Origin of the sequence: Neptuniibacter marinus (assembly GCF_001597725.1) — a bacterium.
GTDB lineage: Bacteria > Pseudomonadota > Gammaproteobacteria > Pseudomonadales > Balneatricaceae > Neptuniibacter > Neptuniibacter marinus.
This window is the reverse complement of sequence record NZ_LUTR01000018.1, coordinates 1-26,674: the sequence shown is the minus strand read 5'-3', so window position 1 is coordinate 26,674 and position 26,674 is coordinate 1. Positions and strand designations below refer to the sequence as shown.

The window sequence follows — 26,674 nt, the reverse complement described above, 5'->3', positions numbered from 1 at the left end:
GGAGAAAAATAGGCTTTGAATTTTACAGAAACAGTGCACTGGATACCAGAAAAGCAACCGTATGTTTGATATTAGTCGTAAAAAAGATGTCGCACAGGCACTAATGATTCTTATAATGTTCTGTATTCCAATACTGTTAAGCTGGAATAGCAAAACACAACTGGGTGCCATCATAGAATCGGGTAGTCTAAAACTAGTAACCCGAAACTCCCCTAGCACTTATTTCATTGAAAAAGGGGAACCCGCAGGTTTCGAATATGACTTAGCAAAAGCTTATGCAGAGCATCTAGGTATAAAATTAGAACTCATTTTACCTGAGAGTTTTAGCGCTATTTTTTCAACCATGAAAGCTCGGAATGGGCATATTGCTGGCGCAATGCTGACCATCACCGATGATAGAGAAAAAGCATTCGAGTTTTCAACACCCTTCCTCACCACTACGGCTGCGGTGGTCTACCGCACAACAAAAGGGATCAAGGCACCCAAAGACTTAAATGACTTAGTTACTAGAGAGAAAACAATCTTAGTGCTGGAAAATAGCAGTCACGCAGAACTTCTGGCACGATTACAAACAACACACCCTACACTCAAATGGAAAGAGAGCAGTGAACACTCAGCCGTTGAGTTACTTGAGAAGTTACACAATAAAGAGATTGACTATACTGTTGTAGACAGCATCACATTTGATGCTCAGAAATCATTTTTTCCCGGACTTAACAAAGCGTTTGATCTGAATGAACCGCAAGATCTTGCGTGGATACTCAATCCTCACAATGATCAAAGTCTTAAAAGCTCAGTTAATCGCTTTATGGCCCTTGATTCCACACAGGAATTAATCAAAAAGCTCAAAAAGAAATATTTTAATCGTTTCAATCCTCTAAATTTCTACGATACAGCTTCCTTTAAAGAGGATATGGAAGAACGTTTCCCCAAAATTGAACAATATTTCTATATGGCTGAGCAAGAAACTGATATTGATTGGCAGCTACTCGCCGCTATTGCCTATCAAGAGTCCCACTGGAATCCAGATGCGGTATCCCCTACAGGCGTTAAAGGAATCATGATGTTAACTCATGATGCGGCTGCTGAAGTCGATGTGACCGATCGCACCGACCCTCAACAAAGCATTATTGGTGGTGCTCACTATCTCGTCAGCGTGATGGATAAAATCCCCGAAAGAATCAAACAGCCGGACCATACTTGGTTTGCTCTAGCAGGCTATAATGTTGGTTATGGACATTTGGAAGACGCACGTATTTTAACTAGTCGCGCAGGTCTAGATCCCGACAAGTGGGACGATGTGAAACAACACCTACCGCTCTTAACAAAAGAAAAATACTTTAACACTGTGCGTTATGGTTATGCACGTGGTTATGAGCCGGTTCATTACGTCAGTAATATAAGAAAATATATGAAGCTCTTACGTTGGGAAATCCAAGTTCGTCAAGCTAAACGTCAAAGCGAAGAAGCGGATATGGATCCAAACCATCCAAGCTGGGATGAAGCGACTGTCGTGGAAGATATTTTACCTTCACTATAGCGCTAACCCGTGTTTCTACTTAATTTTTCAGCTTTTTTCTCTTCGCGGCGGCGCTGAAAAAAGGCACTGATTTTTTGACGGCACGTATCCGCTAATACACCAGATGTCACCTCTACATTATGATTAATCCAAGGTTGCTGAAACAACTGGCAGTTACTATCAACAACACCCGCTTTATCTTCACTTGCCCCATATATCACACGACTTATCCGTGCATGCACAATAGCACCCGCACACATAGTACAAGGTTCAATTGTCACATAGAGCTCTGCCCCCACTAATCGGTAGTTACCAATACGGGAAGCCGCATCTCGTAATGCCATAATTTCAGCATGAGCCGTAGGATCGTGGCCACTAATCGGGTGATTCCAACCCTCTCCTATAACCTCACCATTTAAGACGACTACTGCCCCCACCGGAACTTCTCCTGCATTTTCAGCATGATCTGCTAATGCTAGTGCCTCATGCATCCATAACTGATCTTGCTCTGCACGCCCACTCATTCCTATGACCACCTCAACTTTATCTACGTAAAAACCTAACTTATTGTAAACAAGTTAAGGCTATCTTTTCATTATAGAAACAAACCGACTGACTCAGCTAACATCAACCAAGTCAGCATCTCTCACAAACCTCTTTTTTATTTATCAGCTCGCCTAGCTAGTAAATTAAGCAGCAATGGAACTTTATCTAAGGCTTCGTAGTCTATGCCTAACTAGAGAAATTTAGCACTAACCGCTTGGTCGTCCCATATAGCTATATGGATTAAACGAGTAACACATACATTATTTTATATAGGCAAACTCTCAATGACCTCCCAGCCCCCTATACCCGACTCCCTGCAAAAACCCTTATCACGTTCATTGCTGCTGTTACGCTTAGGCATCTTTGTAGTGTTACTAATGTGGACACTCGACAAGTTCGTTAATCCAGCCCACGCCAGTAAAGTACTTAACAACTTTTACGGTATCGATTAGCTCACCCATAACCTTTCTTATAGCGTTGGCTCATTAGAACTATTACTTATTTTGGCATTTGTTGTTGGCCTTTGGCGCCGTTGGACCTACGCTATCGTCTTAATCATTCACGCTTTTTCAACCTTCTCCCCTTACAAACAATATATGGCACCTTTTGATCACCTACTATTTTTTACCGCTTGGCCCATGCTTGCGGCTTGCCTAGCCCTATATTGGTTAAGAGAGTGGGACACATTGTGCACAATCCCTCAAAAAACAAAAACAACAGCTACCTCGCAAAATTAATACTCAATGTATTGCCATAGGGATAATTAACATTCCATGGCAATACGCTAGTTAACATAGACTTGAAATAGGTTTTATGATGAAAACACAAAACCCATTAATCACCTTTCTATTAATATTGAGCTTGTCCTTCATCAGCTCAACGGCAGTAGCTGATGAGTATGAAATCGAACACATACAAGGTGATATTTATCGTTTTATCGACGATAGGCACCGCTCTGTATTTCTAGTAACAAACGAAGGAATAGTCCTGACAGACCCCCTGAATCCAAAAGCCGCTACCTGGCTAAAAGCCGAGATAAAAAGGCTTTTTAACGTACCTATCAAATATGTTATTTACAGTCACAACCACAGTGACCATATCTACGGTGCAAAAGTTTTTGATGATCCTGACACTGTTTTTATTGCTCATGAGTTAGCCGCACAGGATATTAAAATAACAAAAGCTGATACGGTTATCCCTGATGTGACTTTTAAAGATGATATGTTGATCTCTTTAGGAGGCCATACAATTGAGCTGAGATATCATGGACCTAACGATGGCCGCGGCTCCATTAGTATGCTCTTCCAACCTGAAAAGCTACTGTTTATTGTCGATTGGATTGTCATAGGCCGAATGCCTTGGCAGAAACTTTGGAGTTACGATATTCAAGGTATGATTAACTCTACTCAACAAGTACTGGATCTTGATTTTGATACTTTTGTTGGCGGACATGCCGACATTGGTAATAAATTTGACGTTCAACGCTACCTTAATTATCTGCAAGATCTTTATGACGCCGTCATCAACGGTATTCATGAAGGTAAAAGTCTAGATGAGATAAAAAAAAGCGTACAATTAGAAAATTACAGCGACTTAAAACAGTTTGATCAATGGCTACCGCTAAATATAGAAGGCGTTCACGAACGTTTAATGGAAGAATCAGGTATGGGCTGGAGACCTGATATTAAGTGATTAAAAAGGGATCTGCTCAATAGACATGCGCAGATCCCCTTTATTCATCACAGCGGCAAACTTCTCATAAAAAACCTGATACATCCGCTTTTTTAATACAATCACGACCACGAAATTAAATTAGAAATCAGTGATTCGCTCTTTACTCGCTATTAGGTATGGTTTGACTAACATATTCACGCCAAAACACATTTATCCCTGTGCCAACATCCGCTATCGTGGATGATACTTTGAGCAGAGTGAAATACTTGTCACATTAATAGGTAAGCGCCGTTATTTTACACAACTAAACTAGCTACTACGCACCCTTACATTCATAACATGAGTGACCACTTATTGCTGACTAAGCAAAAAACCTGAGCAATAACTTAGCGTTAAGAACGTAGCACCAATACCGAGCAACCTGCACGTTCAACAACCCGTGCGGAATTTGATCCCAGTAACACATGATCGACCTTACTGCGATGATGCGCCGTCATAATAATAAGGTCGGCATTACAACGTTTAACATGCTTGATAATACGTTCGGCCGGATTACCCTGATGTACTGAAAGTGTTCGATCCACCTCTGGTGGTAACTTTTCCTGCGCTAGTGCTTGTAGCTGTTTTTCCACGGCTTCATGGGCTTTCTCGATGGCCGACTTTTTGAAATAAGATGCCACCAGTGGCGAGTTAAACCCAGGAATCACAGTCATCAGGTGGATACATCCCTCGCTATCGAGTTCACGTAATGCCAGTTCGATCGCCTGATCAGAAAAAGACGGTTCTTCGATATCCACCGGAACAATAATTTGCTTAAACATGAGTCCTTCCTTTACCAAAAAGTATGGCCATCTAAACCGAGGTCCTTACTAGAAGGCACCTCGAATCTGGATTAAGTATTTGCTAGAGTCGAAGCCTGACCACCGCTAACCCGGCGACGACGGCGCTGAAATAGCACGACAGGTATCAACAATAACAAAGCAGGGATAAACATAAGCTCCTTAGGGGGCTGCCCCTTCGGTACTTCCACCTGCCCTATCTGCTGATCAAACATCAAACCCGCTTTCTCTGCATGACTGCCGAAGCCGACCATATCCACTACCACCTTGCCATCAATATCCGCCAGTTCTAGACCCGCATTCACCAAGCGTTCCTGAGTATTCGCCCCCTCAGCAAGTTCAAACAGCGCGACAAAATCCCGTGGATTACCAACATCATCTTCACCGATCAAATGCAGCCTCAGTTCAGCGCCATTAGGCAGATCCAAGCTATCACTCATTAATTCGCTAGCGGCTACCGTCTGGAACGGTGGAGCCACCATGTCCATCCAAAAACCTGGACGAAATAGAGAGAAGGCTATAAGAATCAATAACGCCGTTTCATGTAACCGATTACGCACCAAAAAATGTCCTTGAGTTGCAGCAGTAAACAGCAAGATCGCCGCAGTCGAAACCACGAAGACAATAATGCCCTGCCACCAGCTCACGTCGATCAATAATAGGTCAGTGTTGAATATAAACAGGAACGGTAAAATAGCGGTTCGCAAACTATAGAAGAATGCGACAAACCCCGTACGGATCGGATCACCACCGGATACCGCCGCCGCGGCAAAAGAAGCAAGTCCTACCGGAGGTGTTACATCGGCCATGATGCCGAAGTAAAACACGAATAGATGCACAGCAATCAGCGGCACAATCAAGCCTGACTCTTGACCTAAAGTCACTATTACGGGTGCCAATAAAGATGACACCACAATATAGTTGGCCGTGGTCGGCAAGCCCATGCCCAAAATCAAACTAAGTACGGCCGTCAAGGCGAGCATCAACAGCAGGTTACCCATCGACAATACTTCAACTAGATCCGCTAATACAGAACCCACACCTGTCTGCGATACCACACCTACGATAATACCGGCAGTCGCCGTTGCAATGCCGATGCCTATCATGTTGCGCGCACCAACGATTAAACCGTCGACCAGCTGATTAAAGCCTTTCCTAAACTGTCGACCAAGCCCCCCCTCATTACGGAAGAACGCAAAAAGAGATTTTTGCGTCAACAGGATAAAGATCATTAACATAGTCGCCCAAAACGCTGACAATCCTGGAGATAAGCGCTCTACCATCAAACACCAAACCAGCACAATAACAGGCAGAATAAAGTGCAAACCCGATTTAACGGTCGGCCCAACTTCTGGCAGCTCCACCACATCAGAATTTGGATCATCTAGCTCGAGATCTGGGTAACCAGACGAGAAACGCACCAGCAACACATAGACAATCAATAACAATACACCGATTACCAGACTCGCATATTCACCAAACAGTGGTTTGATCCAGCCAATACCGTAGTAGACCACTAATGACACTACAGCAGTAGCAAAGAATCCAATTAACACCCCCATCAAACGCGCCATCCAAGGCTTCGCAGCGCTGCGCCGAGGCAGGCCGTACATATTCTGTTTAAGCGCTTCAAGGTGAACGATGTACACCAGTGCGATATAAGAGATCAATGCGGGTAGAAAAGCATGCTTGATCACCTCCACATAAGAGATGCCCACATACTCAACCATCAAAAACGCAGCAGCGCCCATCACTGGCGGCATAATCTGACCATTAACCGATGAGGCCACTTCGACCGCACCTGCTTTCTCCGCGCTGAAACCCACGCGGCGCATCATTGGAATAGTAAACGTACCCGTGGTAACCACATTAGCAATGGAGGAACCTGAAATCAGCCCCGTCATACCTGAAGCCACAACCGCGGCTTTGGCAGGGCCACCACGTAGATGCCCTAGCAGGGAAAAGGCGACCTTGATGAAATAGTTACCGGCACCGGCCTTGTCCAACAAAGCACCAAATAAAACAAATAGAAAAACGAAACTGGTCGACACGCCCAGTGCAATACCAAACACACCTTCGGTGGTGATCCACTGGTGATTAACGACTTCCTTCAAACTCGCGCCTTTATGGGCGATGATTTCCGGCATATAGGGGCCGGCAAAGGTATAAAACAAAAATAGGGATGCGACGACGACGAGTGGTGGTCCAAGTGCACGTCGAGTGGCTTCCAGCAAGAGAATCACGCCGGCAATGGCCACGACAATATCCAGTGTCGTCGGCAAGCCCGGACGATCCGATATTTGGACATAGAAGATAAACAGATAGCCCGCGCAAAAAGCACCCGTTATCGCCATTACCATATCCGGTAAAGGCACCCGCTCACGGGGAGAGCCACCTAAGGCGGGGTAGGCCATAAAAGCAAGAAATACGGCAAACGCAAGATGAATCGAACGCGCTTCAGTATCATTGAAAACACCAAAACTGCCGACCAACGGCCAATCGTAAAATGGTAACGGCGAGGCGATCCACAATTGAAATAGCGACCAAAACAGTGCAGCAGCCAACAGTAAAAAGCGTTGAATGCCTTCTGGATCTCGGGCACCACTATCCGTCGACGCCACTAAATCTTGGAGCTCGGCTTCGCTGAGTTTAGTCGGTTCTTTTGAATTCAGTTCAGTCATAATACTCTCCGATCCAACACCCCCAGCGTTTACCGCCGGTAAATATTAGTGCGCTCCAGCAAAGCCCAAAGGTCACGCCAGAACTGAGAAAAGACTATCCCAGGAACATCCTAGGATAGTCGAAATAGACGGCGGAGCCGCCGGTCAGGGGTGTATTACTTACATCCAGCCACGTTCTTTGTAATAACGTACAGCGCCTTCATGTAGTGGAGCAGACAGACCATTTTTGATCATTTTAGCGGGATCAAGATTGGCAAAGGCAGGGTGTAAACGCTTGAACCGGTCAAAGTTATCAAACACAGACTTAACCACTTGATAGATCACTTCCGGATCAGCCTTGGTTGAAGAAACGAAGGTCGCACCTACGCCAAAGGTCGTGGTATCGGCATCATTACCGTTATACATACCTCCAGGGATAATCGCCTCAGCGTAAAAAGCGTTATCATCGATCAACTTCGTGATTTCAGGACCTGTAACCGGTACCAATACTGCATCACATGAAGTCGTTGCTTCTTTAATCGAACCGTTAGGATGGCCAACAGCGTAGATAATCGCATCGACTTTGTTATCACACAACGCTTGAGATTGCTCAGACGCCTTCAATTCTGAAGCAAGCTTGAAGTCATCCATGGTCCAACCTTTACGTTTCATGACCACTTCCACAGTGCCACGTTGGCCAGAACCGGGGTTACCTATATTGACCCGTTTACCTTTTAAATCGTCAAAACTCTTAATACCAGCATCGGCACGAGCAATCACAGTAAATGGTTCTGGATGTACAGAGAATACCGCGCGAAGCTCTTTGTTAGCACCCTGTTCAGAAAACTTACTAGAGCCATTGTAAGCGTGGTATTGCCAGTCAGACTGGGCCACACCCATATCTTGGTTACCCGCACGAATGGCATTCAGGTTCGCAATCGAACCACCTGTAGATGGCGCGGTACACTTAATACCATGATCTTTGTTACCACGGTTAACCAAACGACAAATGGACTGACCTACTACATAATAGACGCCGGTCTGACCACCAGTACCAATAGTCACATAAGATGCTTGAGGAGCAGCAACAGCTGCGCCACCTTGAACCCCAATCGCTATACCAGCAGCAACCACAGTGTTAGTAAATAACTTCTTCAACTTCATCATTTGCATCCTTTATAGTTATATTCAAGGTCGGTGTAACCGACTGTTTTCTACCTTATGTAAGACAAGATAAAAACCTTGTCGTTATTTTTATGTCATTGATCCCAACATTAAGCACAAATACCGTATCCACGGATTATCGACGACGATCTCAATATAACCCGCGAACCGCAGATACACATAAAATTAACCTATTACTATTAATATAGCACTCGGTGCGACGAGTGCACGAAATTAACGATACTTGATAGGAAACAACACACACAACTAGCAAGGCATTTTGGCTTTTGTAAAAATAGAAAGGTTATTTCCGAGACTATCAAGCTAATATTAGTTAACTCTATTTTTTGCGCGATTATAATAGCTATTATTCACCATTATTTTCAATAATGTGAACAGTTACTGCTTTTGAACTTTATTCTTGGCTGAGGGCTTGGCATATTTCCTGTCAAAAAACTCGATTGTTGCCGCTCAAAATAGGCTTCGCAATCATGATCAAAAAATATAGTCAGCGATCTTAAATCAATCTGTTTTAATCTTTGAGCTACCAACGGGTGCTGAGATATAAATTGAACCATTGTATTTAAGTCTTTCAAATTAGCGGCGGAAGAGACCAATAACGATCATCGTCTCCTCGGGATCACCCTGAGGCTAATCGGCGAATGTTATTGTTGTAACAGCTTAGGGGCACCAGTTAAATTTGGACTACTCGTATCGATTACGTATGGAAACTAAAGAATGATCTCGTACCAGCCCTAGATTGCCGTAACCGAACGCTCACACCATAGAAGCACGCGTAAGTGCAGTGGCATATTTTTTGTCAAATAGCTGATTAGGCACGGCACAAAACTGATTGCCTTCAGTACCAGAATTCCTCTGAGTGACTTCAAGCTATAGGTTGCTCTAAAGTTTAGATGGCTAGCTTATGCTATAAGCCCCACATGCGCAGAAAAGACTTAAAAAAAAAGTCCGCTGTTACGCGGACTTAATTGTTGTGTAGTGCTTAACTTCTATCTTAGGAAATCATTCCCACTCAATCGTAGCAGGCGGTTTAGAGCTTACATCATAAGTTACACGAGACACGTGCGCGATTTCATTGATGATACGACCCGATACAGTTTCCAGCAGCTCATAAGGCAGGTGTGCCCAACGGGCAGTCATAAAATCAATGGTTTCAACCGCGCGCAGCGCGATAACATACTCATAACGACGGCCATCACCAACCACGCCAACCGATTTAACCGGTAGGAACACAGCGAAAGCTTGACTGGTTTTATGATACCAATCGGCTTTATGTAACTCTTCAAGGAAGATTGCATCCGCTTCACGTAGAATATCAGCGTACTCTTTCTTCACTTCACCTAGGATACGCACACCTAAACCAGGCCCTGGGAATGGATGACGGTAAACCATATCGTATGGCAAACCTAATTCTAGGCCTAATTTACGAACTTCATCTTTAAACAGTTCACGCAGTGGCTCAACAAGGTCCATCTTCATATCGTCAGGCAAGCCTCCAACGTTATGGTGTGATTTAATCACATGAGCCTTACCTGTTTTCGCAGCAGCCGATTCGATAACATCAGGGTAGATCGTACCCTGCGCAAGGAAGTTAACCTCAGTCAGCTTGGTAGCTTCTTCATCAAAGACTTCGATGAAGGTATTACCGATAATTTTACGTTTAGCTTCTGGATCATTTTCGTCTTTCAAGCGGCCAAGGAACAAATCTTCCGCATCAACACGAATGACCTTAACGCCCATATTCTTGGCAAACATGTCCATAACTTGATCGCCTTCTTGCTTACGCAATAGACCGTTATCAACAAAGACACAAGTAAGCTGATCGCCGATCGCTTTATGCAACAAAGCAGCAACAACAGAGGAATCAACACCACCCGATAAACCAAGTAGCACTTTGTTACTGCCAACTTGAGCGCGTACTTTTTCAATCTGGTCAGCAATGATATTAGCTGATGTCCAAAGCGCTTCAGTACCACAGATATCGACAACAAAGCGCTCAAGAATACGCCCGCCTTGTTTTGTGTGGGTTACTTCAGGGTGGAACTGCACACCATAAAAGTGTTTAGTCGGGTTACACATAGCAGCAATAGGCGCTGATTCTGTTGCAGCGATAACAGAGAAGCCTTCGGGTAACTCCGTGACTTTATCGCCATGACTCATCCATACATCTAGCAACAATGACCCATTGTTGGCTAAATGGTCTTCGATCCCTTCTAATAATCGGCTAGGGCTATCTTCCAGACGAACCTGAGCATAACCAAACTCACGCTTATCTGAAGCTGAAACTTGACCGCCTAGCTGCTCAGCCATGGTCTGCATACCGTAGCAGATACCTAAGACAGGCACATCAAGATCAAAAATAATGTCCGGCGCACGAGGCGAATCACCTTCAGTAACTGATTCAGGTCCACCCGCTAAGATCACACCTTTTGGTGCAAACTCTCGAATCTCTTCTTCAGTCATGTCCCATGCACGAATCTCACAATAAACGCCAATTTCACGAACACGTCGTGCAATTAACTGTGTGTACTGCGATCCAAAATCTAGAATCAAAATCCGTTGAGCGTGAATATCTTTGGTCATAACATTTGATCTCAATGCTTTACAGAGTTTATATGTCTGCAAAAAAAAAATGGGCAAAGTCATGAACTCCGCCCATTTTCTAGAGTTTATTAAATTAACTAACGCGGTAGTTAGGTGCTTCTTTGGTAATGCTTACATCATGAACATGACTTTCGTTCATACCTGCGTTTGTAATACGAACAAATTGTGGTTCTGTACGCATTGTCTCGATATCCGCACTGCCGGTATAACCCATAGAGGCACGTAAACCACCAACTAGCTGGTGCACAACACCACCCATTGGCCCTTTACAAGGCACACGACCTTCAATGCCTTCAGGAACAAGCTTCTCAACACCTTTAGATGCATCTTGGAAATAACGATCAGATGAACCTGTAGACTGACCCATAGCACCTAGCGATCCCATACCACGGTATGATTTAAACGCACGCCCTTGGAACAACTCTACTTCACCTGGCGCCTCATCCGTACCCGCAAGCATAGATCCAACCATAATAGCTGATGCACCAGCAACAACCGCTTTAGCAAGATCGCCAGAGAAACGTACGCCACCATCTGCAACAACAGGTACACCGCGCTCAGCCATAGCTTCAGCCACATTAGCAACTGCACTTATTTGCGGAACACCCACACCTGCCACAATACGTGTCGTACAGATAGAGCCTGGGCCTATACCCACTTTAACACCATCCGCACCCGCATCAGCAAGCGCGATCGCTGCTGCTGCAGTGGCAATATTACCACCAATAACCTGAACCTGAGGGAATGTTTTCTTCACCCAAGCTACACGGTCGATAACACCTTTTGAGTGACCATGAGCTGTATCGACAATAATCACATCAACACCCGCAGCCACTAACGCAGCTACACGATCAGGGGTTTCTGGACCTGTACCTACCGCAGCGCCAACGATTAAGCGGCCTTTAGCATCTTTAGCAGCATTAGGATGTGACTGGGCTTTATTCATATCTTTGACGGTCATCATGCCGCAAAGTTTAAAGCTTTTATCTACAACCAATATTTTTTCAATACGGTGTTTCCGAAGCAGATTTCTTACGTTATCTGGATCAACACCCTCTTCAACCGTTACTAAACGATCTTTAGGTGTCATGATCGTCGCAACTAAAGCATCAAGTTTATGCTCAAAACGGAAATCACGATCAGTTACGATACCGACTAGATTACCGTCATCAACAACAGGAAAACCCGAGAAGCCTACAGATGCAGATAACTGACGTAGATCACCTACCGTCATATCAGAACGACAAGTAACAGGGTCACTTACAACCCCTGCCTCGTACTTTTTAACACGCAGCACTTCTGCAGCCTGTTGCTCAATCGTCAGGTTCTTATGGATGATTCCGATACCACCTTCCTGCGCCATAGCGATAGCAAGACCTGATTCAGTCACTGTGTCCATTGCCGCAGATACCAAAGGAATATTAAGTGTAATTTCCTTTGTGAGGCGAGTTTTCAGTGAAACATCCTTAGGCAGTACTTCAGAGTAGCCCGGAACCAGCAAGACATCGTCAAAAGTGAGAGCTTCCTCAGCGATTCGCAACATTATTTGCCAGCCTGTGTAGTGAATAAATTTAGACGCAAAATTATACAGAAATTAGCCTTTTGTCTCAATCTAAAAGTTGCACTCTATCGCTAAAAACAGGGCTAATGAGCACAACTATAGATCGAATTATTTTTTTCGCACCAATTAATGCCATAAAAAACAATCTATTTCCAAACAACTTATTATTAGCTACTGCATCCTGCCTTCAACTTCGTTTACTATAGGCTCATGTTTACTGAAACAAACCCAACAAATACGCGTCGTATACATGCCATTAGTGTTTCAGAACTCAATAGGCAAGCACGCACTTTACTCGAGCGCTCATTCCTTACGATCCAAGTTGAGGGAGAGATATCGAATTTCGTCCGCCCTAGTTCGGGGCACTGGTATTTCACACTCAAGGATGACAAAGCTCAAGTCCGCTGCGCTATGTTTAAAAATCGCAACCAACTGATCAAACCCGCGCCGAAGCAAGGTGATAAGGTCGTTGTAAGAGCTAAAGTCAGCTTATATGAAGGCAGAGGGGACTATCAGCTGATCTGCGATTTTATGGAATCGAGTGGTAGTGGCTCTTTACAAGCAGCGTTTGAAGAATTAAAGCTTAAGTTACAAGCTGAAGGGTTATTTGATAGCAAACATAAGAAGCCTATCCCAGCACATCCATCCCACATAGGTATTATCACTTCAAACACTGGGGCTGCTGTTCACGATATTTTGACCGTTTTAAAACGTCGTTTTCCCGGACTCCCAATAACGATTTACCCGACCTCAGTTCAAGGGGATGAAGCACCGGCGCAGATTTGCAAAGCGATCATTCTAGCTGAAGTCCACCAAACCTGTGATGTTTTAATCCTTGGCCGTGGCGGTGGTTCACTCGAAGATTTATGGGCATTTAATACAGAAGACGTTGCAAGAACCGTATTTGACTGTGACATACCGATCATTAGCGCAGTCGGCCATGAAGTTGATGTGGTTATTACAGATTTCATAGCTGATACACGGGCTCCCACTCCTTCTGCAGCGGCTGAGATGCTGAGCCCTGATCAACATCAACTTAAACAAAGATTAGCGTTATTAGAGCAGCGTTTAATTCGTCATATTGAGCAAAAGCTCAAAACAACCGCCCTCAGTATTCAGCACTCAAAAACACGTTTACGCCACCCAGGACAGAAACTAAACGAGCAAGCACAACGCTTAGATCATTTAGAAGCAAAATTACTCAACGGGATTAACGCTAAAATCATTAATGCAAAACATCAACAACAGCAGCTTTTATCTAGAGTAAAAGCCCTATCACCAACTAAACTACTGCCTCTAAAAGAGGAGCAGATCCATTCATTACAGCAGCGCCTAACCCAATCGGTCCACACGCTTTTGCAACAAAAGAGCTTTAAGCTAGGCTCCCTATCTTCACAACTGAATACAGTCAGTCCTCTCGCTACATTAGAGCGAGGTTACGCTATTGTTAAAGATGAACATGGCACCGTCATACAGGATGCATCCACCACCCAAAAAGGCGATGTTATTGAAAGCCAACTCTATAAAGGACGTTTACGCTGCCGCGTAGATGAAGTAATTACGGAATAATGATCATGCAAAAAATAATACTATTTATTAGCCTTTGCTTTATAAGCCTTGCGACTTATGCACAATCACTTCCACAAGAAAGCCGAGTCCCTGGGGGTGTAGCTATTATCCCCCTTACTGGCCTTGAGAGTACCAATGCACCTTCCGCTTGGTATAAAGGAAATCGCGTTATGGTTATCCCTAGCCAAGGTACAAAATATGAACAAAAGAGTGATTGGCTCGCTATAGCAGGCATACCTCTGAGCGCTAAACATGATCAAAAGCAGCACCTCAGAGCGAATGCAACGTCATTCTATTTTCAAATAGAAGATAAAGAATACAAAGCGCAATACTTAACGGTAAAAAACAAACGTCACGTTGAGCCTAACCCAGAAGATATTAAGCGCTGGCGCACAGAAAAAGCAAAAATGGTTGCTGCATTTAAAAACTGGAGCGAGCCTTCCAGTCCCATTACTCAATTTGCCCTTCCGGCCAAAGGCCCTTATAGCAGCCCATTCGGTTTGAAGCGTTTTTTTAACAAACAACCCAGAAACCCCCATAGCGGTTTAGATATCGCAGCACCTCAAGGGGACCCAATAACAGCCCCTAGTGCCGGTACAGTGGTAGATACTGGCAGTTATTTCTTTAATGGTAATACTGTAATTATTGATCATGGTTTAGGCTTAACCACTATGTACTGCCATATGAGTAAAATTGATGTGAAAATTGGCGATAAAGTATCCACTGGCGACAAGCTAGGTGAGATTGGAAAGACAGGACGTGTAACCGGACCTCATCTTCATTGGAGCGTAAGCTTGAATAATACACGGGTCGACCCCACATTATTTTTAGCACCATAATTTTTTAATACACATTTTTAGGACGAGCCTGAAGGCTCGTTTTTTTTAGAACCTAGTAGGACTTAATTCATGTCTGATGTACAACTAGAAACACTAGAACAAAAAGCAAGTTACGGCATTGGTCGCCAGATGGGCGATCAATTAGCACAGCAACCCTTTGAAGGCATGGACATTGCTGCCATTTCAGCAGGTATTGCTGATGCTGTTCATGGCGAAGGTATGCGAGTTGAAGTCAGCGAAATCCAAGAAGCATTTAACGTACTTAATGAACGTATGCGCGCTCAGCAAGAAGAACAAGCAAAAGCAGCTTCTGCAGTAGGCGAAGCCTTCCTAACAGACAATGCCAAACGCGATGGTGTAGTTGTTCTTGAATCAGGCCTTCAATATGAAATTCTTGAGGCCGGCGAAGAAGGTAGTGAAAAACCTACTCGTGAATCTAAAGTACGCACGCACTACCACGGCACATTCATCGATGGCAAAGTCTTCGATAGCTCTTACGATCGTGGTCAGCCTGCAGAATTCCCTGTTGGCGGCGTTATCGCTGGCTGGACTGAAGCACTTCAGCTAATGAACAAAGGTGCTAAGTGGAAATTATACATCCCTTATAACCTTGCCTACGGCGAACAGGGCTCTCCAGGTGGAATCCCACCTTATTCTGCTCTTGTATTTGATGTGGAACTATTAGAAATTCTGTAATTTCCATTATCATAAAAGGCGGCTTCGGCCGCTTTTTTAATGAGTGAGATTAAATAATGATTTTAAATTATAAGTTGTACGGCGAAGGTGCTCCCTTAATTATTCTTCATGGCTTACTCGGCACGATGGATAACTGGGGCGGTCAGATCAAACGTTTATCACAGCACTTTCAGGTTATCTCTGTCGATCTTCGTAATCATGGGAGCTCCCCTCATTCAGATGAGATGAGCTATGCTCTAATGGCTGAAGATATTGTAGAGCTAATTGATCATCTCGGGCTCAGCACAGTCAGTGTCATTGGCCACTCTATGGGTGGAAAAACAGCTATGCAACTGGCTCTAAACTATCCAAAGCTTATTGATAAACTCATTATTGTTGATATATCACCGATACAATACCCTCCCCATCATTCAAACGTATTTGAAGGTTTGTATGCCATTGACTTGGCTAACTTGGCATCAAGAAGTGATGCAAACAAACAGTTAGCACAACATGTGGATGATCCTGGCACACGCGCATTTTTACTTAAAAACCTGTATCGCACAGAAGATAATAAATTTGCATGGTTAATGAATCTGGATGCACTGCATGATCAATACAGTAATATCTGCGCAGCACCTGATGGAAAACCATTTGAGTCTGAAGTGTTATTTATCAAAGGGGAATTATCAGACTATATGCTGCCAGCCCATAGAGATGCGTTACTAAAGCTCTTTCCTCACGCAAACTACAAAGTAGTTATGGGATCTGGACATAACCCTCACGCAGAAAAACCTGCTGAATTTTCAAAGCTTGCTCTAAATTATTTAACTAGACCAGACACATGAGCAACTTGCATACAAACTAACGACTAACATCGCCAAAAAGGGCGGGGCAATTTCTAAAGAATAAATTCTGAAATGCTAATAGATACAAGCAACAGATAGGCAGATCTCATTAAACTTGGTTATCAAGCAGAGAGCCTTCGGGGAATAACTTCTGGAACACACCCGCATCCACTAACTTTTTGTTAATCTCTGCTAGCTGCTTATTAATCTCATTGATTCGGTCATTGTAGTCACTCAACGCTTCTGCAGAGCTTTCCGAACGTGCGGCACTTTCATCCCTTAACTCGCGAAGAACATCACCTGCAGACTTAGTATCTTCGCTATTATCCTCGTTAGCATCTGATGTTTGTTCTGTTTTTGCCACTTCATCCTCTCGCTCCTGCTGAAGTATTTCCATCCGGGCCTCTACAGCCATAGCTCGCGCATCAGCCGCTGCAGCACGATCAGCAGATGAAGGCTCGGAAACACTCAACGCTGCTCGCTGAATCACTTCAGCTTTTTCTAAGGTCGCTTCTGGATCATTAGGGATTGGGGATGTATCAATTTTCACCTCACCCTCAACCGCATACATCCTACCGTCAGGGCCTCGCTCATAAGTGTAACTCGGCGCTGAAGCATAGGCCCCACCAATCGAAGCATGGGTCTGTTCATGAGCCTTCACTTCACGATCACGTTCAGCAAGTTCACGGCTAATTTCTAACTCTTGCTCTTCTATCTCTTTTTGATCTTGGGAACTACCCGCAGCATGAGTAACAGCGCTTGACTCTAGACCAACCAATTCCCCATCACCGGAATCCAATTCTGTAGAGCCGGCAAGACGAGATAAAGCACTCGCTTCAGCGGATAAAGTAACTCGATCACGGTTAAGTTCAGAACGACTAGAGGATAACTCCTCCTGAGCAGATAGGTTCGCCACTGACGACAGAACTCTTTGAGCTTCTTGGAAGCGAAGCTCAATAGATGTGGATGGGGCATTCAATGCCTGAGAATTACTAGAACTGATAATTTGCATAAGCAGCCCCCTTATCCTCGATTAAGCAAAGCATAGAACACTTCACATTAGTTCTGATTCCTTCCATGAATCACTTCATTACACACGTATATTAATTATTGATCCCGGTTGACCTAACTCTTCAACCTCGCCCACGACTTTAGTGGCAGCAGCCTCTACAGACGCGCCCCCAGCCGACTCAACAACCGCTTCGTCCTGTTTTCGACCTGATGCCTGTTCCACCTCATCAGGTTTACCTGAGCCGGTTACATCACTCGCGGCCCTTGGGGCATTATCTAAACCGCGATTAAGTCCTATAAAACCAGATTGCATCGCATTAGTTACATTCATGCTGACACCTCCGCTTGTTCAAATCTACATATCAAGAAACATTATAGATCATAGAAAGCCAATGGTCACTTTTTGATCAAATTATAGAGTCTGTAATTTATCAATCTCAATATATTGAGCCACATTCTCTGGAGAAGGGTTCTCTAAAAAAGGAATTTCTGCAATTAAAGGAGCACGCAACATCGTCGCTATAGTGGCAACATTCTCTTTATAACATGACATTTCAGGACTGACGGCATTGGCAATCCATCCTGCCAATCGTAGACCATCTCTCGCAATACTCTCAGCAGTTAATAGAGCATGATTGATGCAGCCCAGCTTAATACCCACCACCATAATCACAGGAATCTTGAGCTGTTTAGGTATATTGGCCATTGTTTCTCGGTCGCTTAGCGGAACCCGCCAACCACCAGCTCCTTCAACAATAGCAAAATCCGCCGGCTGCATTAACGCACCACGGCACAGCGCAGCGATTCTGTCGGCGCTTAACATTCTATTTTCTTCAATCGCAGCTATATGCGGGGCAATAGGCGGCTCAAAAGAGAAAGGATTCACTTGTTCATAAGGCAAGTTAATAGATGCCGTATTTTGTAATAACAACGCATCACTATTCCTAAGCCCTTCCTCTGTACGCTCACAACCGGCCGCTATAGGCTTCAACCCTATAGTGGCTAACCCTTGATTATTAGCCGCTGCTAACAATCCTGCCGCAGCTACTGTTTTCCCAACATCTGTATCTGTACCTGCAACAAAATAGGTTTGCTTAGCCATTTATGAATATTGCTCCACTAAAGTTTTTTCAAACACCGCATAGTAAACTTGATAGGTTGCTGGGATAGAACCATCTGCTAAACGTTGCGCTTCATAAGCCGCTTTAAAACGTCTCACCCGTTCTCTACCGGTTAAACCAACCTGCTGGCCCGCATTCATGTTATGCGCACCCAATCTTTTTAGTTCATCGGTTAAACCTTTCAATTGCGGATAACGTAATACGCGCAACTCCTCATCAAAAACCTTAACCTTGAGGTTTTCAGGCACTACAACAAGATGTTCATCTGAAGAAAGAAATTGATTAACATGAGTATAAGAATCTGCTTCGCCCCATGCACGACGTAATTCACAAAGTGTGGAAGGCCCTAAAGTTGCAAATACAAACTGCCCGCCAGGCGCTAACACCCGCTCAATCTCTGTCATTAATGCTGAGAAATCCGCACACCATTGAATCGCTAAGCTTGAAAAAACAAGGCTCATACTATTATTAGCAAAAGGAAGATGTTCCGCATCAGCACATATCCAGTTAGCATCAGGAATCGCTCTTTCTTCACGGGCATAGCGCAACATTCCAAATGCTAAATCTACATTCAATAGCTCTGCTTCAGGATATGCCTGCTTTAGCTTTGGTGAGAAAAATCCCGTCCCACAACCAAGATCCATAACACGTTGTACGGACGCGGTTCCTAATGTTTGAGGGAGATGTGCCATCAGCGCATGCCCTACATCACGCTGCAGTTCAGCAACACTATCGTAAGTCATGGCCGCACGGCTAAAGGAATTAGCTACTTTTTGTTTGTCGATCAGCATATCCACTAAGCTATCGACTCCTGCACAAATTGAGTAACATCAGCAGCGACTTCAGCTTGATGCGAATAAAAAGGCAGATGACCTGCACCTTCATATACTTTAATTAGGCCCTTTGATAACCGCTCACACGCCTGCGCAGCTTCGGATGGAACCAGAAGATCTTTTTCACCAAATAACTGCATGATCGGCATAGATAGGTTCGACAGTTGATCTCGCACATCATCCCTTAATAGCTGAAGACTTTCTCTTGCTCCTGTATGGTCTAGATTCTTAAGAATAAGCTTTAAGCTTTTCAAGGTATCGCGCCCTGCCTCAGCCCCCTGAGTTTGCAACATAATAAAGCGCTGAAGCGTTTTACTTACATTGACCTCTAGCGCTTGTTCAAACTGACCATGAGTTTCTTCATCCATTGCACAAGACCAATCACTACGCTGCACAAAACAAGGGGATGAAGCTACCGTAATTAAGCACGTAACTCGCTCGGGATACCTAGCGGCAAATTCAATAGCCAATTGCCCACCCATAGACCAACCTAACCACGCAGCAGCCTTTGGCGCATGTTCACCCAATAGCTCAACAACGGCATCAGCTGTATAAGGCTCAGGAAAAGCGGTTGAACGCCCCAACCCTGGCAGATCAATTAACGTTAGGGAGAAAGAGCTAGAAAGCTGCTCCGCAAAAGCACCCCAGACTTGGCTATCCATACCCCAGCCATGCAACAAGACCAACTCAGGTTTACCGTTATTTTCATAACGCTCGACATAAAGGCTCATTAGCTTACCTTCTCTAAGGCATGTAGTAAGCGATTTACCTGTTCTTCCGTATGTGCAGCACTTAGCGTTACGCGTAAACGAGCACTACCTTGAGGCACTGTTGGCGGACGAATAGCACCAATAAAGATTCCATCTTCTTCTAAGGCTTTGCTTATCTGCATCGCCTTAGCCGACTCACCTATCATGATTGGCTGAATCGGTGTTGGAGAATCAATCAGTGTTAACCCTAGTTCTGAGCAGCCCGCTCTAAACTGTTTGATCAACGCCGTTAGTTTTTCTCGGCGCCAAGTCTCCTGCTTAAGTAATCGCAAACTGGTCAGCGTAGCGGCAGCCACTGCGGGCGGCATACTGGTTGTATAAATATAAGTTCGAGCATGCTGCACAAGGGTTTCAATCAGTTCTTCAGAGCCAGCAACAAAAGCACCTGCGGTACCAAACCCTTTACCTAAAGTCCCCACTAATACCTGCAAACTATCTTCAGCCATCGAAAAGTATTCAGCACAGCCACCGCCCTGCTGACCTAAACAGCCAAAGCCATGGGCATCATCCACCATCAACCAAGCTTGGTGTTTTTTACAAACAGAGGAGATAGCTGGCAGATCAGCAACATCGCCATCCATGCTAAAGACACCATCCGTTACTACTAATTTACGCCGCGCCTCAGTTTTAGCTAATTTACTATCGAGGCTATTCGCATCGTTGTGTAGATAACGCTGAAAGCGGGCTCCACTTAATAAACCAGCATCCAGTAAAGAGGCGTGATTTAATCTATCCTGCAAAACAGCATCACGTTTATCAAGCAACGCATTGACCGCACCAATATTGGCCATATAACCCGTTGAAAACAGCAACACTTTTGGGCGACCTGTAAATTCAGCCAACGCTTCTTCCAGATCATGATGCGCTTGGCTATGACCATTCACTAGATGGGAGGCACCACCACCTACGCCGTATTTATTAGCCGCCTGCTGAAAACTTTTGATCACTTCAGGATGATTCGCTAACCCTAGGTAATCATTAGAGCAGAAAGCTAAAAACTCACGCCCATCCACTTGCACTACAGGTTGCTGAGCTGTTTGTAGTGTACGGCGGCTGCGATAAAGGGATTGTTGCTTTCTTAACTCAAGCTCAGCAGATAAATCATCGAAAGACATAGTCGATCTCTAGTAGGCATAGATCTGAAAAGTGAATTAAGAGCAGAAGGCTCTGCTCTTAATTTGATCTCTATAACGGGTTTAGGCTTCGTAGAAGTGCTGACTATCGTTCTGCTTCTGCAAATCATTCAGAATAGCAGCTTCCTGTGTATCATCCGCATCAGAAATACGCTGTTCAGGGTTAATACCCAATTTACGGAATAGCTGAAGATCGCGATGGGTTTCAGGGTTTGGCGTCGTCAACAAACACTCACCATAGAAGATGGAATTAGCCCCAGCGAAGAAGGTCATCGCTTGAGTTTCATCACTCATCTGTTCACGCCCTGCAGACAATCGCACATGAGACGCTGGCATCATAATACGAGCAACAGCGATGGTGCGGATGAAATCAAGGTGATCAAGATCATCTACGTTCTCTAAGGGCGTACCAGCGACCTTTACCAGCATATTAATAGGCACACTTTCTGGCTGTACCGGCATATTAGCCAGCTGCATCAACAGGCCATAGCGATCCTTTGCTGTTTCACCCATACCTAGAATACCACCACTACAGATCTTCATGCCTGAATCACGCACATTTTGCAGTGTATCTAACCGATCTTGGTAGGTACGTGTGGTAATAATCTTGTCGTAAAATTCTGGAGAGGTGTCAAGGTTGTGGTTGTAGTAATCCAAACCCGCATCAGCAAGCTGCTCTGCTTTACCTTCGTCCAACATGCCTAAGGTCATACAGGTTTCCAAACCAAGTTCTTTAACCTTTTTAACCATCTCAATCACATAAGGCATATCTTTATCTGCAGGGTGCTTCCAGGCCGCTCCCATACAGAAACGTGTCGAGCCTGTCTCTTTCGCTTTTTTCGCTTTTTCAATCACTTGTTCAACTTGCATCAAGCGCTCTTTCTCAAGCCCGGTATTGTAATGACCGCTCTGAGGGCAATATTTACAATCTTCAGGACAAGCGCCTGTTTTTATTGAAAGAAGCGTGCTCACCTGCACTTCATTCGGATCAAAGTTCTCCCGATGTACGGTATGCGCTTTAAACATCAAATCATTAAAAGGCAGCTCAAACAGTGATTTTACCTCTGCCTCTGTCCAATTATGACGAATTGCACCTAACTGTTGCATCTTAGAAGTATCCCCCGGAAAATAACGATCATGAAGCAAGATGCTTCAACGCTCGACAGGCTATTGCCTGCTTAATAGCGTAATTCTATCCTGACAGAAGGAACTGTCAACCTATGAAATTAACTAAAGTTAACTACAGGTCATTATTTGATCTATGCATTCTATGCTTAAAGCCCTGTAATAGTCGATCCGGAATCTGCGGATCATGCAAAAAAGATCTTCCTTGGCTCAACGCTCAATGTAGTATCTGTGCACTTCCTCTCACCAACGCCCCAGAAAATGCAATCTGTGGCCAATGCCTTAAGAAAAAACCATCATTTACTCAAGTAAATGCTCTTTTCCTTTATCAATTTCCCATCGACCACTTCATAGGAAAAATAAAATATACCAACAAAACACAATACATAGGCCATTTAGCACAACTCTTATTGGAACATTACTCATTACCTACAACTGTCGAAGCCCTAATTCCTATCCCTATGCATAAAGTCAGCCTTTATAAACGGGGCTTTAACCAAGCCGAGCTTTTAGCAGCTGAATTGGGGAAAAAACTAAAGATTAAAGTTGATACACAGCTACTAAAGAAGAAAAAATCAACCCGCCGGCAGATGGAGCTAAAAAGAAGTGAACGATTAAAAAACCAACGTAATGTTTTTCAAGCTAAAGATAACCATTATAAATATGTAATGTTGATCGATGATGTAATGACCACTGGGGCTACATTAGAAGCCGCAGCACAAACATTAATAAAAGCCGGCACAGAGCGCATTGATGTGCTCGTGATAGCACGAACACCTAAATAACTCAGCAGATCAATAAACAACGGCCATGCTCCATTGATTATTTTCTTCTTTAGAACAACAATTAAGCTTATTCACTTGAGGTGTTGCTACTTATGATGCTCGGACTGTTAGGTGATTTAGCTGGAGGAATTGGCTTGTTCCTTCTCGGTATGCATTTAATGACTACTGGAATGCAGCAAGCCGCCGGCCAAGGTCTGAAAAAAGCCCTACAAGCAGCAACCGAGTCCCCTCTTAGGGGGTTAGCTTCCGGCATTCTTATCACCGCTATAGTGCAGTCATCAAGTGCAGTTACAGTAGCCACAATTGGTTTTGTAAATGCAGGGCTTCTAAAGTTAAGACAATCCATTACGCTAATCTATGGCTGTAATATTGGCACAACTATAACGGGTTGGCTGATCGCTCTGATCGGTTTCAAAGTTAATATCAGTGCTTTTGCTCTGCCTATGGTCGCTATAGGTATGTTTTTAAAATTAACCGGTGGAGAACGTAAAAGCAGTCATTTCGGTATGGCTATAGCAGGTTTCGGCCTGTTCTTTATTGGCCTCGATTATCTTAAAAATGCTTTTGATGGTTTAGATAGTTATCTACCTCTTGATCAGATGAGCAATTCAGCAACAGGCCTAATAATGTGCGTATTAGCAGGCTTCTTTTTAACGTTGCTTATGCAATCATCTTCCGCAGCCATGGCGATAACTCTCTCTTTAACCGCCGCGGGATCTATTCCTATAGCCTCAGCCGGCGCCCTCGTCATTGGCGCAAACTTAGGTACAACTTCAACAGCGATGCTATCAGTGATTGGCGCGACCTCTAACGCAAAAAGAATTGCCGCCGCACATGTTATTTTTAATCTTATAACGGGGTTTATTGGCGTTATCTTATTAGTACTCCTAGCCGGCATTATTAATAGTGATTTAAATAACCTTAACCTAGTCATCCTGTTAGCAGGCTTTCATACCCTATTTAACCTCATAGGTGTCGCTGCTTTATGGCCACTGACCGACCATTTAGAACGTTTTCTCAATAAACGTTTTTGCTCACAAGAAGAAAGCTTTGGTCAACCTAGATTCCTTGATAAAACAATTTTATCCTCTCCCGCTTTAGCCGTGGAGGCAATGAAAAGTGAATTAAGCCGAGTAAGCGTACTAACAGCAAAAATGGCAAAAGCCGCTATTAGTGCGGAAACATCAGAAACATCTAAGCTGGCTGCACTGATGAACAGCGCTCAACAGCTCAATGATAAGATCGGCGAATATAACCAAAAAATAGCACAGAGAAATTTAACTCAAGAGATCAGCGAAATATTGCCATCCGCGATGCGCCTTACACGATATTATAGTGAGATTGCTCGACTATCTGCACTCATGCCGAAATACTATGACGTTCTCGAACAAGGCTCTAATAGATCTATCCGAGAGTTAATACATGATTATCAGCAGAGTACCATTGAGTTAATTGATAGTTGCGAAATAAAAGATAATGTCTACATGTCAGGCATGGAAAGTCGTACGCTGATTAAACAATTAGAAAACAAGTATCAGAATATTAAATCTCATATCCTAGAAAGTAATATCGCAGGAAAATTAGATCCTCAAGAGAGTATCTTACTTCTCGACGCTTTAAGTCATATTCACAGATTATCAGAACAGGTTGAGAAAGCAGCCAGATTTTGGAGTAGCTTAACGCCTATGCAATCCCGTGACTCAGTTATTAACCCATAAAAGACATAACCATCGATGCAAGATACTTATACATTCCAACCCATTGCCGTTGTAAATAGTCCTTATAAAGAGAAGTTTGGGATCCCAAGGCAACCCGGACTTGCAGAAACAGTAACATCAAGCATTACTCTTCTTCCGGAATTTAGTACTCAAGAAATAGTTAAAGGACTAGAAAACTGTAGCCATATTTGGCTCTTATTCGTTTTTAGCGAATGCCTAGAGAAAGGCTGGAAACCCACCGTTCGCCCACCTAGGTTAGGCGGCAATAAACGTATAGGCGTTTTTTCTAGCCGCTCGCCTTTTCGACCTAATCCAATCGGATTATCTCCGGTAAAATTAATTAATATTAAAATTACAGAGGGTTGCATCACACTGTTCATTAGTGGAGCCGATCTCCTCGATGGAACACCTATTCTTGATATAAAACCTTACCTCCCCTATTCGGATAGCTTACCTGAAGCAAGTTTTCCGTTTGCCGAAAATATACAGCTTTTACAACAGACCATTTTCTTCTCCGAAAGCGCACTCTCTACTCTCACAACAGAGGAGAGGCGTCTAGCTCAACCTATCAAGAAGCAAATAACAGAGTTACTCCGCTGTGATCCCCGCCCTGCCTATAAAAAAAATGACCCTGACAAATCCTATGGTGTAAAACTACATGACCTTAATATCCGTTTCAGAATCACCGATGAGCATATCTACGTTGATCTAATTGAAGTTACACGGCAAGCCTAATATTCAGACCGGCTTCAGCTCCCCCATACTAAGATATACTTATGCTTTAAAGGAGTGACGATGAAATATCTATATCAGCTATTTATAACAGGTTTACTACTTACCACATGCCAGTATGCGACAGCGAATGAGGAAGGAAAAGAACTCACGGAGCAACTTCAGGAATGGCTCTTCCAGCTTCCGAGTATCGTTGATGAGAAAGGTGAGATAAGCAGTGCTTACATCAAAAACTATCTACAGTGTATGGATGACCAGCAAGCACTTGGTCACGAACCTGAGATGACAATTGGGGAGCTCATCGACAATGCGCTCAACTCAGGCGATCAATGCGCGCCATTATTGAATGAAATGTTGGAATCACTTACCGACCAGCCTATAGACTCCCTTAGTGAAGAACAAAAAAAGCACTTACTAGAAAAAAGTCTTTAACAAACATTGATCTAGATCAATTTTGACTAAAGTATAAGAGAAAAGTAAAATAGGGGATCACTTTACCCCATACCTTCTTACCACGGAATGATTTAAGGAGCTAAGCTAATTAACAATTGAGGTGACTATGAATTACGATATTGGCCATGTAGAAACTTTTTTCGAAGAATCCAGCGCACTGTATGAATACTATCTTGAGCGGGTTTTCGAATCAGAATCAGTGAATGACCTCATCAGTGCATCTCACTGGTATGCTGATGCTTTTATCGGTTTATTATCTCACTCTCAACAACGTTAACCTCATCAGCTTATAATAAAAAAGGCCGTATACGGCACTGCTGTCCCACAATTTTTTAATCATAAAGGGATCCTCATCTGAGGGTCCCTTTTTTGTCGCTCTGGCGGTGACGGGTTTAGCAACTCTTTCAGAGCTTTTCGTTCAAATAAGCTTAGTTGAAGAATCCGCATTACTCTCTGTACGGTCCACCCCTTTTT

General features: G+C 43.8%; 25 protein-coding genes and 1 pseudogene. 12 read left to right on the top strand and 14 right to left on the bottom strand.

The annotated features are described in order from the left end of the window. Positions 1-61: 61 nt before the first annotated feature. Positions 62-1,540: a membrane-bound lytic murein transglycosylase MltF gene (gene mltF / locus A3774_RS12070; protein ID WP_067867731.1), complete on the top strand. Its 1,479-nt coding sequence runs from the start codon at positions 62-64 to the stop codon at positions 1,538-1,540. Positions 1,541-1,542: 2 nt separating this feature from the next. Here the strand turns inward: mltF and tadA are convergent, their stop codons facing one another. Further along, positions 1,543-2,043, bottom strand: coding sequence for a tRNA adenosine(34) deaminase TadA (gene tadA, locus A3774_RS12065; protein ID WP_067867728.1), 501 nt, complete (start codon positions 2,041-2,043; stop codon positions 1,543-1,545). Positions 2,044-2,349: 306 nt separating this feature from the next. Between tadA and A3774_RS17050 the strand changes: the two genes are divergently transcribed. Together A3774_RS17050 and A3774_RS12060 are read left to right on the top strand one after the other, a co-directional pair. After that, positions 2,350-2,517 carry a hypothetical protein gene (locus tag A3774_RS17050; protein ID WP_231867981.1) on the top strand — a complete coding sequence of 56 codons (168 nt, stop codon included), beginning with the start codon at positions 2,350-2,352 and terminating at the stop codon, positions 2,515-2,517. Between the two features lie 361 nt (positions 2,518-2,878). Further along, on the top strand, positions 2,879-3,757 hold the full coding sequence (locus A3774_RS12060) for an MBL fold metallo-hydrolase (protein WP_197468066.1): 879 nt from the start codon (positions 2,879-2,881) through the stop codon (positions 3,755-3,757). 374 nt (positions 3,758-4,131) lie between these two features. On the opposite strand, the gene A3774_RS12055 is transcribed toward A3774_RS12060, so the two are convergent. The 5 genes from A3774_RS12055 to guaB all read right to left on the bottom strand — a co-directional run bounded on the left by A3774_RS12055 (position 4,132) and on the right by guaB (position 12,570). Continuing rightward, positions 4,132-4,560 carry a universal stress protein gene (locus tag A3774_RS12055; protein ID WP_067867722.1) on the bottom strand — a complete coding sequence of 143 codons (429 nt, stop codon included), beginning with the start codon at positions 4,558-4,560 and terminating at the stop codon, positions 4,132-4,134. 71 nt (positions 4,561-4,631) lie between these two features. Continuing rightward, entirely contained in the window at positions 4,632-7,259 is a 2,628-nt protein-coding gene (locus A3774_RS12050) for a TRAP transporter permease (protein WP_067867719.1), read from the bottom strand. A 159-nt stretch (positions 7,260-7,418) separates the two neighbouring features. Next, positions 7,419-8,402: a TAXI family TRAP transporter solute-binding subunit gene (locus A3774_RS12045; RefSeq protein WP_067867715.1), complete on the bottom strand. Its 984-nt coding sequence runs from the start codon at positions 8,400-8,402 to the stop codon at positions 7,419-7,421. A 1,023-nt stretch (positions 8,403-9,425) separates the two neighbouring features. After that, the gene (gene guaA / locus A3774_RS12040) at positions 9,426-11,006 is read right to left on the bottom strand and encodes a glutamine-hydrolyzing GMP synthase (protein ID WP_067867832.1); all 1,581 of its coding nucleotides are present in this window, start codon (positions 11,004-11,006) and stop codon (positions 9,426-9,428) included. A gap of 94 nt (positions 11,007-11,100) precedes the next feature. Beyond that, the gene (gene guaB / locus A3774_RS12035) at positions 11,101-12,570 is read right to left on the bottom strand and encodes an IMP dehydrogenase (RefSeq protein WP_067867710.1); all 1,470 of its coding nucleotides are present in this window, start codon (positions 12,568-12,570) and stop codon (positions 11,101-11,103) included. Between the two features lie 228 nt (positions 12,571-12,798). On the opposite strand from guaB, the gene xseA reads away from it, so the two are divergent. The 4 genes from xseA to A3774_RS12015 all read left to right on the top strand — a co-directional run bounded on the left by xseA (position 12,799) and on the right by A3774_RS12015 (position 16,519). Beyond that, complete coding sequence (gene xseA / locus A3774_RS12030) at positions 12,799-14,157, top strand: exodeoxyribonuclease VII large subunit (RefSeq protein WP_067867707.1); 1,359 nt, start codon at positions 12,799-12,801, stop codon at positions 14,155-14,157. Between the two features lie 5 nt (positions 14,158-14,162). Further along, positions 14,163-14,996: a M23 family metallopeptidase gene (locus A3774_RS12025; protein ID WP_067867829.1), complete on the top strand. Its 834-nt coding sequence runs from the start codon at positions 14,163-14,165 to the stop codon at positions 14,994-14,996. A gap of 69 nt (positions 14,997-15,065) precedes the next feature. Next, on the top strand, positions 15,066-15,692 hold the full coding sequence (locus A3774_RS12020) for an FKBP-type peptidyl-prolyl cis-trans isomerase (RefSeq protein ID WP_067867704.1): 627 nt from the start codon (positions 15,066-15,068) through the stop codon (positions 15,690-15,692). Between the two features lie 56 nt (positions 15,693-15,748). After that, positions 15,749-16,519, top strand: a complete 771-nt coding sequence (locus A3774_RS12015) for an alpha/beta fold hydrolase (protein WP_067867700.1) — start codon at positions 15,749-15,751, stop codon at positions 16,517-16,519. A 109-nt stretch (positions 16,520-16,628) separates the two neighbouring features. Here A3774_RS12015 and A3774_RS12010 read toward each other — a convergent pair whose 3' ends face one another. The 7 genes from A3774_RS12010 to bioB form a co-directional block, all read right to left on the bottom strand. Further along, positions 16,629-17,531, bottom strand: a complete 903-nt coding sequence (locus A3774_RS12010; protein WP_067867697.1) for a putative metalloprotease CJM1_0395 family protein — start codon at positions 17,529-17,531, stop codon at positions 16,629-16,631. A gap of 78 nt (positions 17,532-17,609) precedes the next feature. Next, positions 17,610-17,861, bottom strand: coding sequence for a hypothetical protein (locus A3774_RS12005; protein WP_067867694.1), 252 nt, complete (start codon positions 17,859-17,861; stop codon positions 17,610-17,612). An 81-nt stretch (positions 17,862-17,942) separates the two neighbouring features. Further along, on the bottom strand, positions 17,943-18,632 hold the full coding sequence (bioD, locus tag A3774_RS12000) for a dethiobiotin synthase (protein ID WP_067867691.1): 690 nt from the start codon (positions 18,630-18,632) through the stop codon (positions 17,943-17,945). Then, complete coding sequence (gene bioC, locus A3774_RS11995) at positions 18,633-19,442, bottom strand: malonyl-ACP O-methyltransferase BioC (RefSeq protein WP_067867826.1); 810 nt, start codon at positions 19,440-19,442, stop codon at positions 18,633-18,635. A gap of 5 nt (positions 19,443-19,447) precedes the next feature. Further along, complete coding sequence (gene bioH / locus A3774_RS11990; protein ID WP_067867687.1) at positions 19,448-20,215, bottom strand: pimeloyl-ACP methyl ester esterase BioH; 768 nt, start codon at positions 20,213-20,215, stop codon at positions 19,448-19,450. Then, positions 20,215-21,369, bottom strand: a complete 1,155-nt coding sequence (bioF, locus tag A3774_RS11985) for an 8-amino-7-oxononanoate synthase (protein WP_067867684.1) — start codon at positions 21,367-21,369, stop codon at positions 20,215-20,217. Before bioF ends, bioH begins: the two co-directional genes overlap by 1 nt. Positions 21,370-21,450: 81 nt before the next feature. After that, positions 21,451-22,494 carry a biotin synthase BioB gene (bioB, locus tag A3774_RS11980; protein WP_067867681.1) on the bottom strand — a complete coding sequence of 348 codons (1,044 nt, stop codon included), beginning with the start codon at positions 22,492-22,494 and terminating at the stop codon, positions 21,451-21,453. A gap of 113 nt (positions 22,495-22,607) precedes the next feature. On the opposite strand from bioB, the gene A3774_RS16660 reads away from it, so the two are divergent. The 5 genes from A3774_RS16660 to A3774_RS16655 all read left to right on the top strand — a co-directional run bounded on the left by A3774_RS16660 (position 22,608) and on the right by A3774_RS16655 (position 26,477). Continuing rightward, a complete protein-coding gene (locus A3774_RS16660) occupies positions 22,608-23,297 on the top strand; it encodes a ComF family protein (RefSeq protein WP_075107966.1) in 690 nt (229 codons plus the stop codon). 92 nt (positions 23,298-23,389) lie between these two features. Next, positions 23,390-25,015 carry a Na/Pi cotransporter family protein gene (locus A3774_RS11970; RefSeq protein WP_067867678.1) on the top strand — a complete coding sequence of 542 codons (1,626 nt, stop codon included), beginning with the start codon at positions 23,390-23,392 and terminating at the stop codon, positions 25,013-25,015. A 15-nt stretch (positions 25,016-25,030) separates the two neighbouring features. Continuing rightward, positions 25,031-25,750, top strand: coding sequence for a tRNA (N6-threonylcarbamoyladenosine(37)-N6)-methyltransferase TrmO (gene tsaA / locus A3774_RS11965; RefSeq protein ID WP_067867675.1), 720 nt, complete (start codon positions 25,031-25,033; stop codon positions 25,748-25,750). Between the two features lie 60 nt (positions 25,751-25,810). Next, entirely contained in the window at positions 25,811-26,179 is a 369-nt protein-coding gene (locus A3774_RS11960; RefSeq protein WP_067867672.1) for a hypothetical protein, read from the top strand. 127 nt (positions 26,180-26,306) lie between these two features. Beyond that, positions 26,307-26,477 carry a hypothetical protein gene (locus tag A3774_RS16655; RefSeq protein ID WP_156473710.1) on the top strand — a complete coding sequence of 57 codons (171 nt, stop codon included), beginning with the start codon at positions 26,307-26,309 and terminating at the stop codon, positions 26,475-26,477. Between the two features lie 59 nt (positions 26,478-26,536). Here the strand turns inward: A3774_RS16655 and A3774_RS17045 are convergent. Further along, positions 26,537-26,674, bottom strand: a pseudogene (locus A3774_RS17045) (IS4 family transposase); the annotation flags it as partial.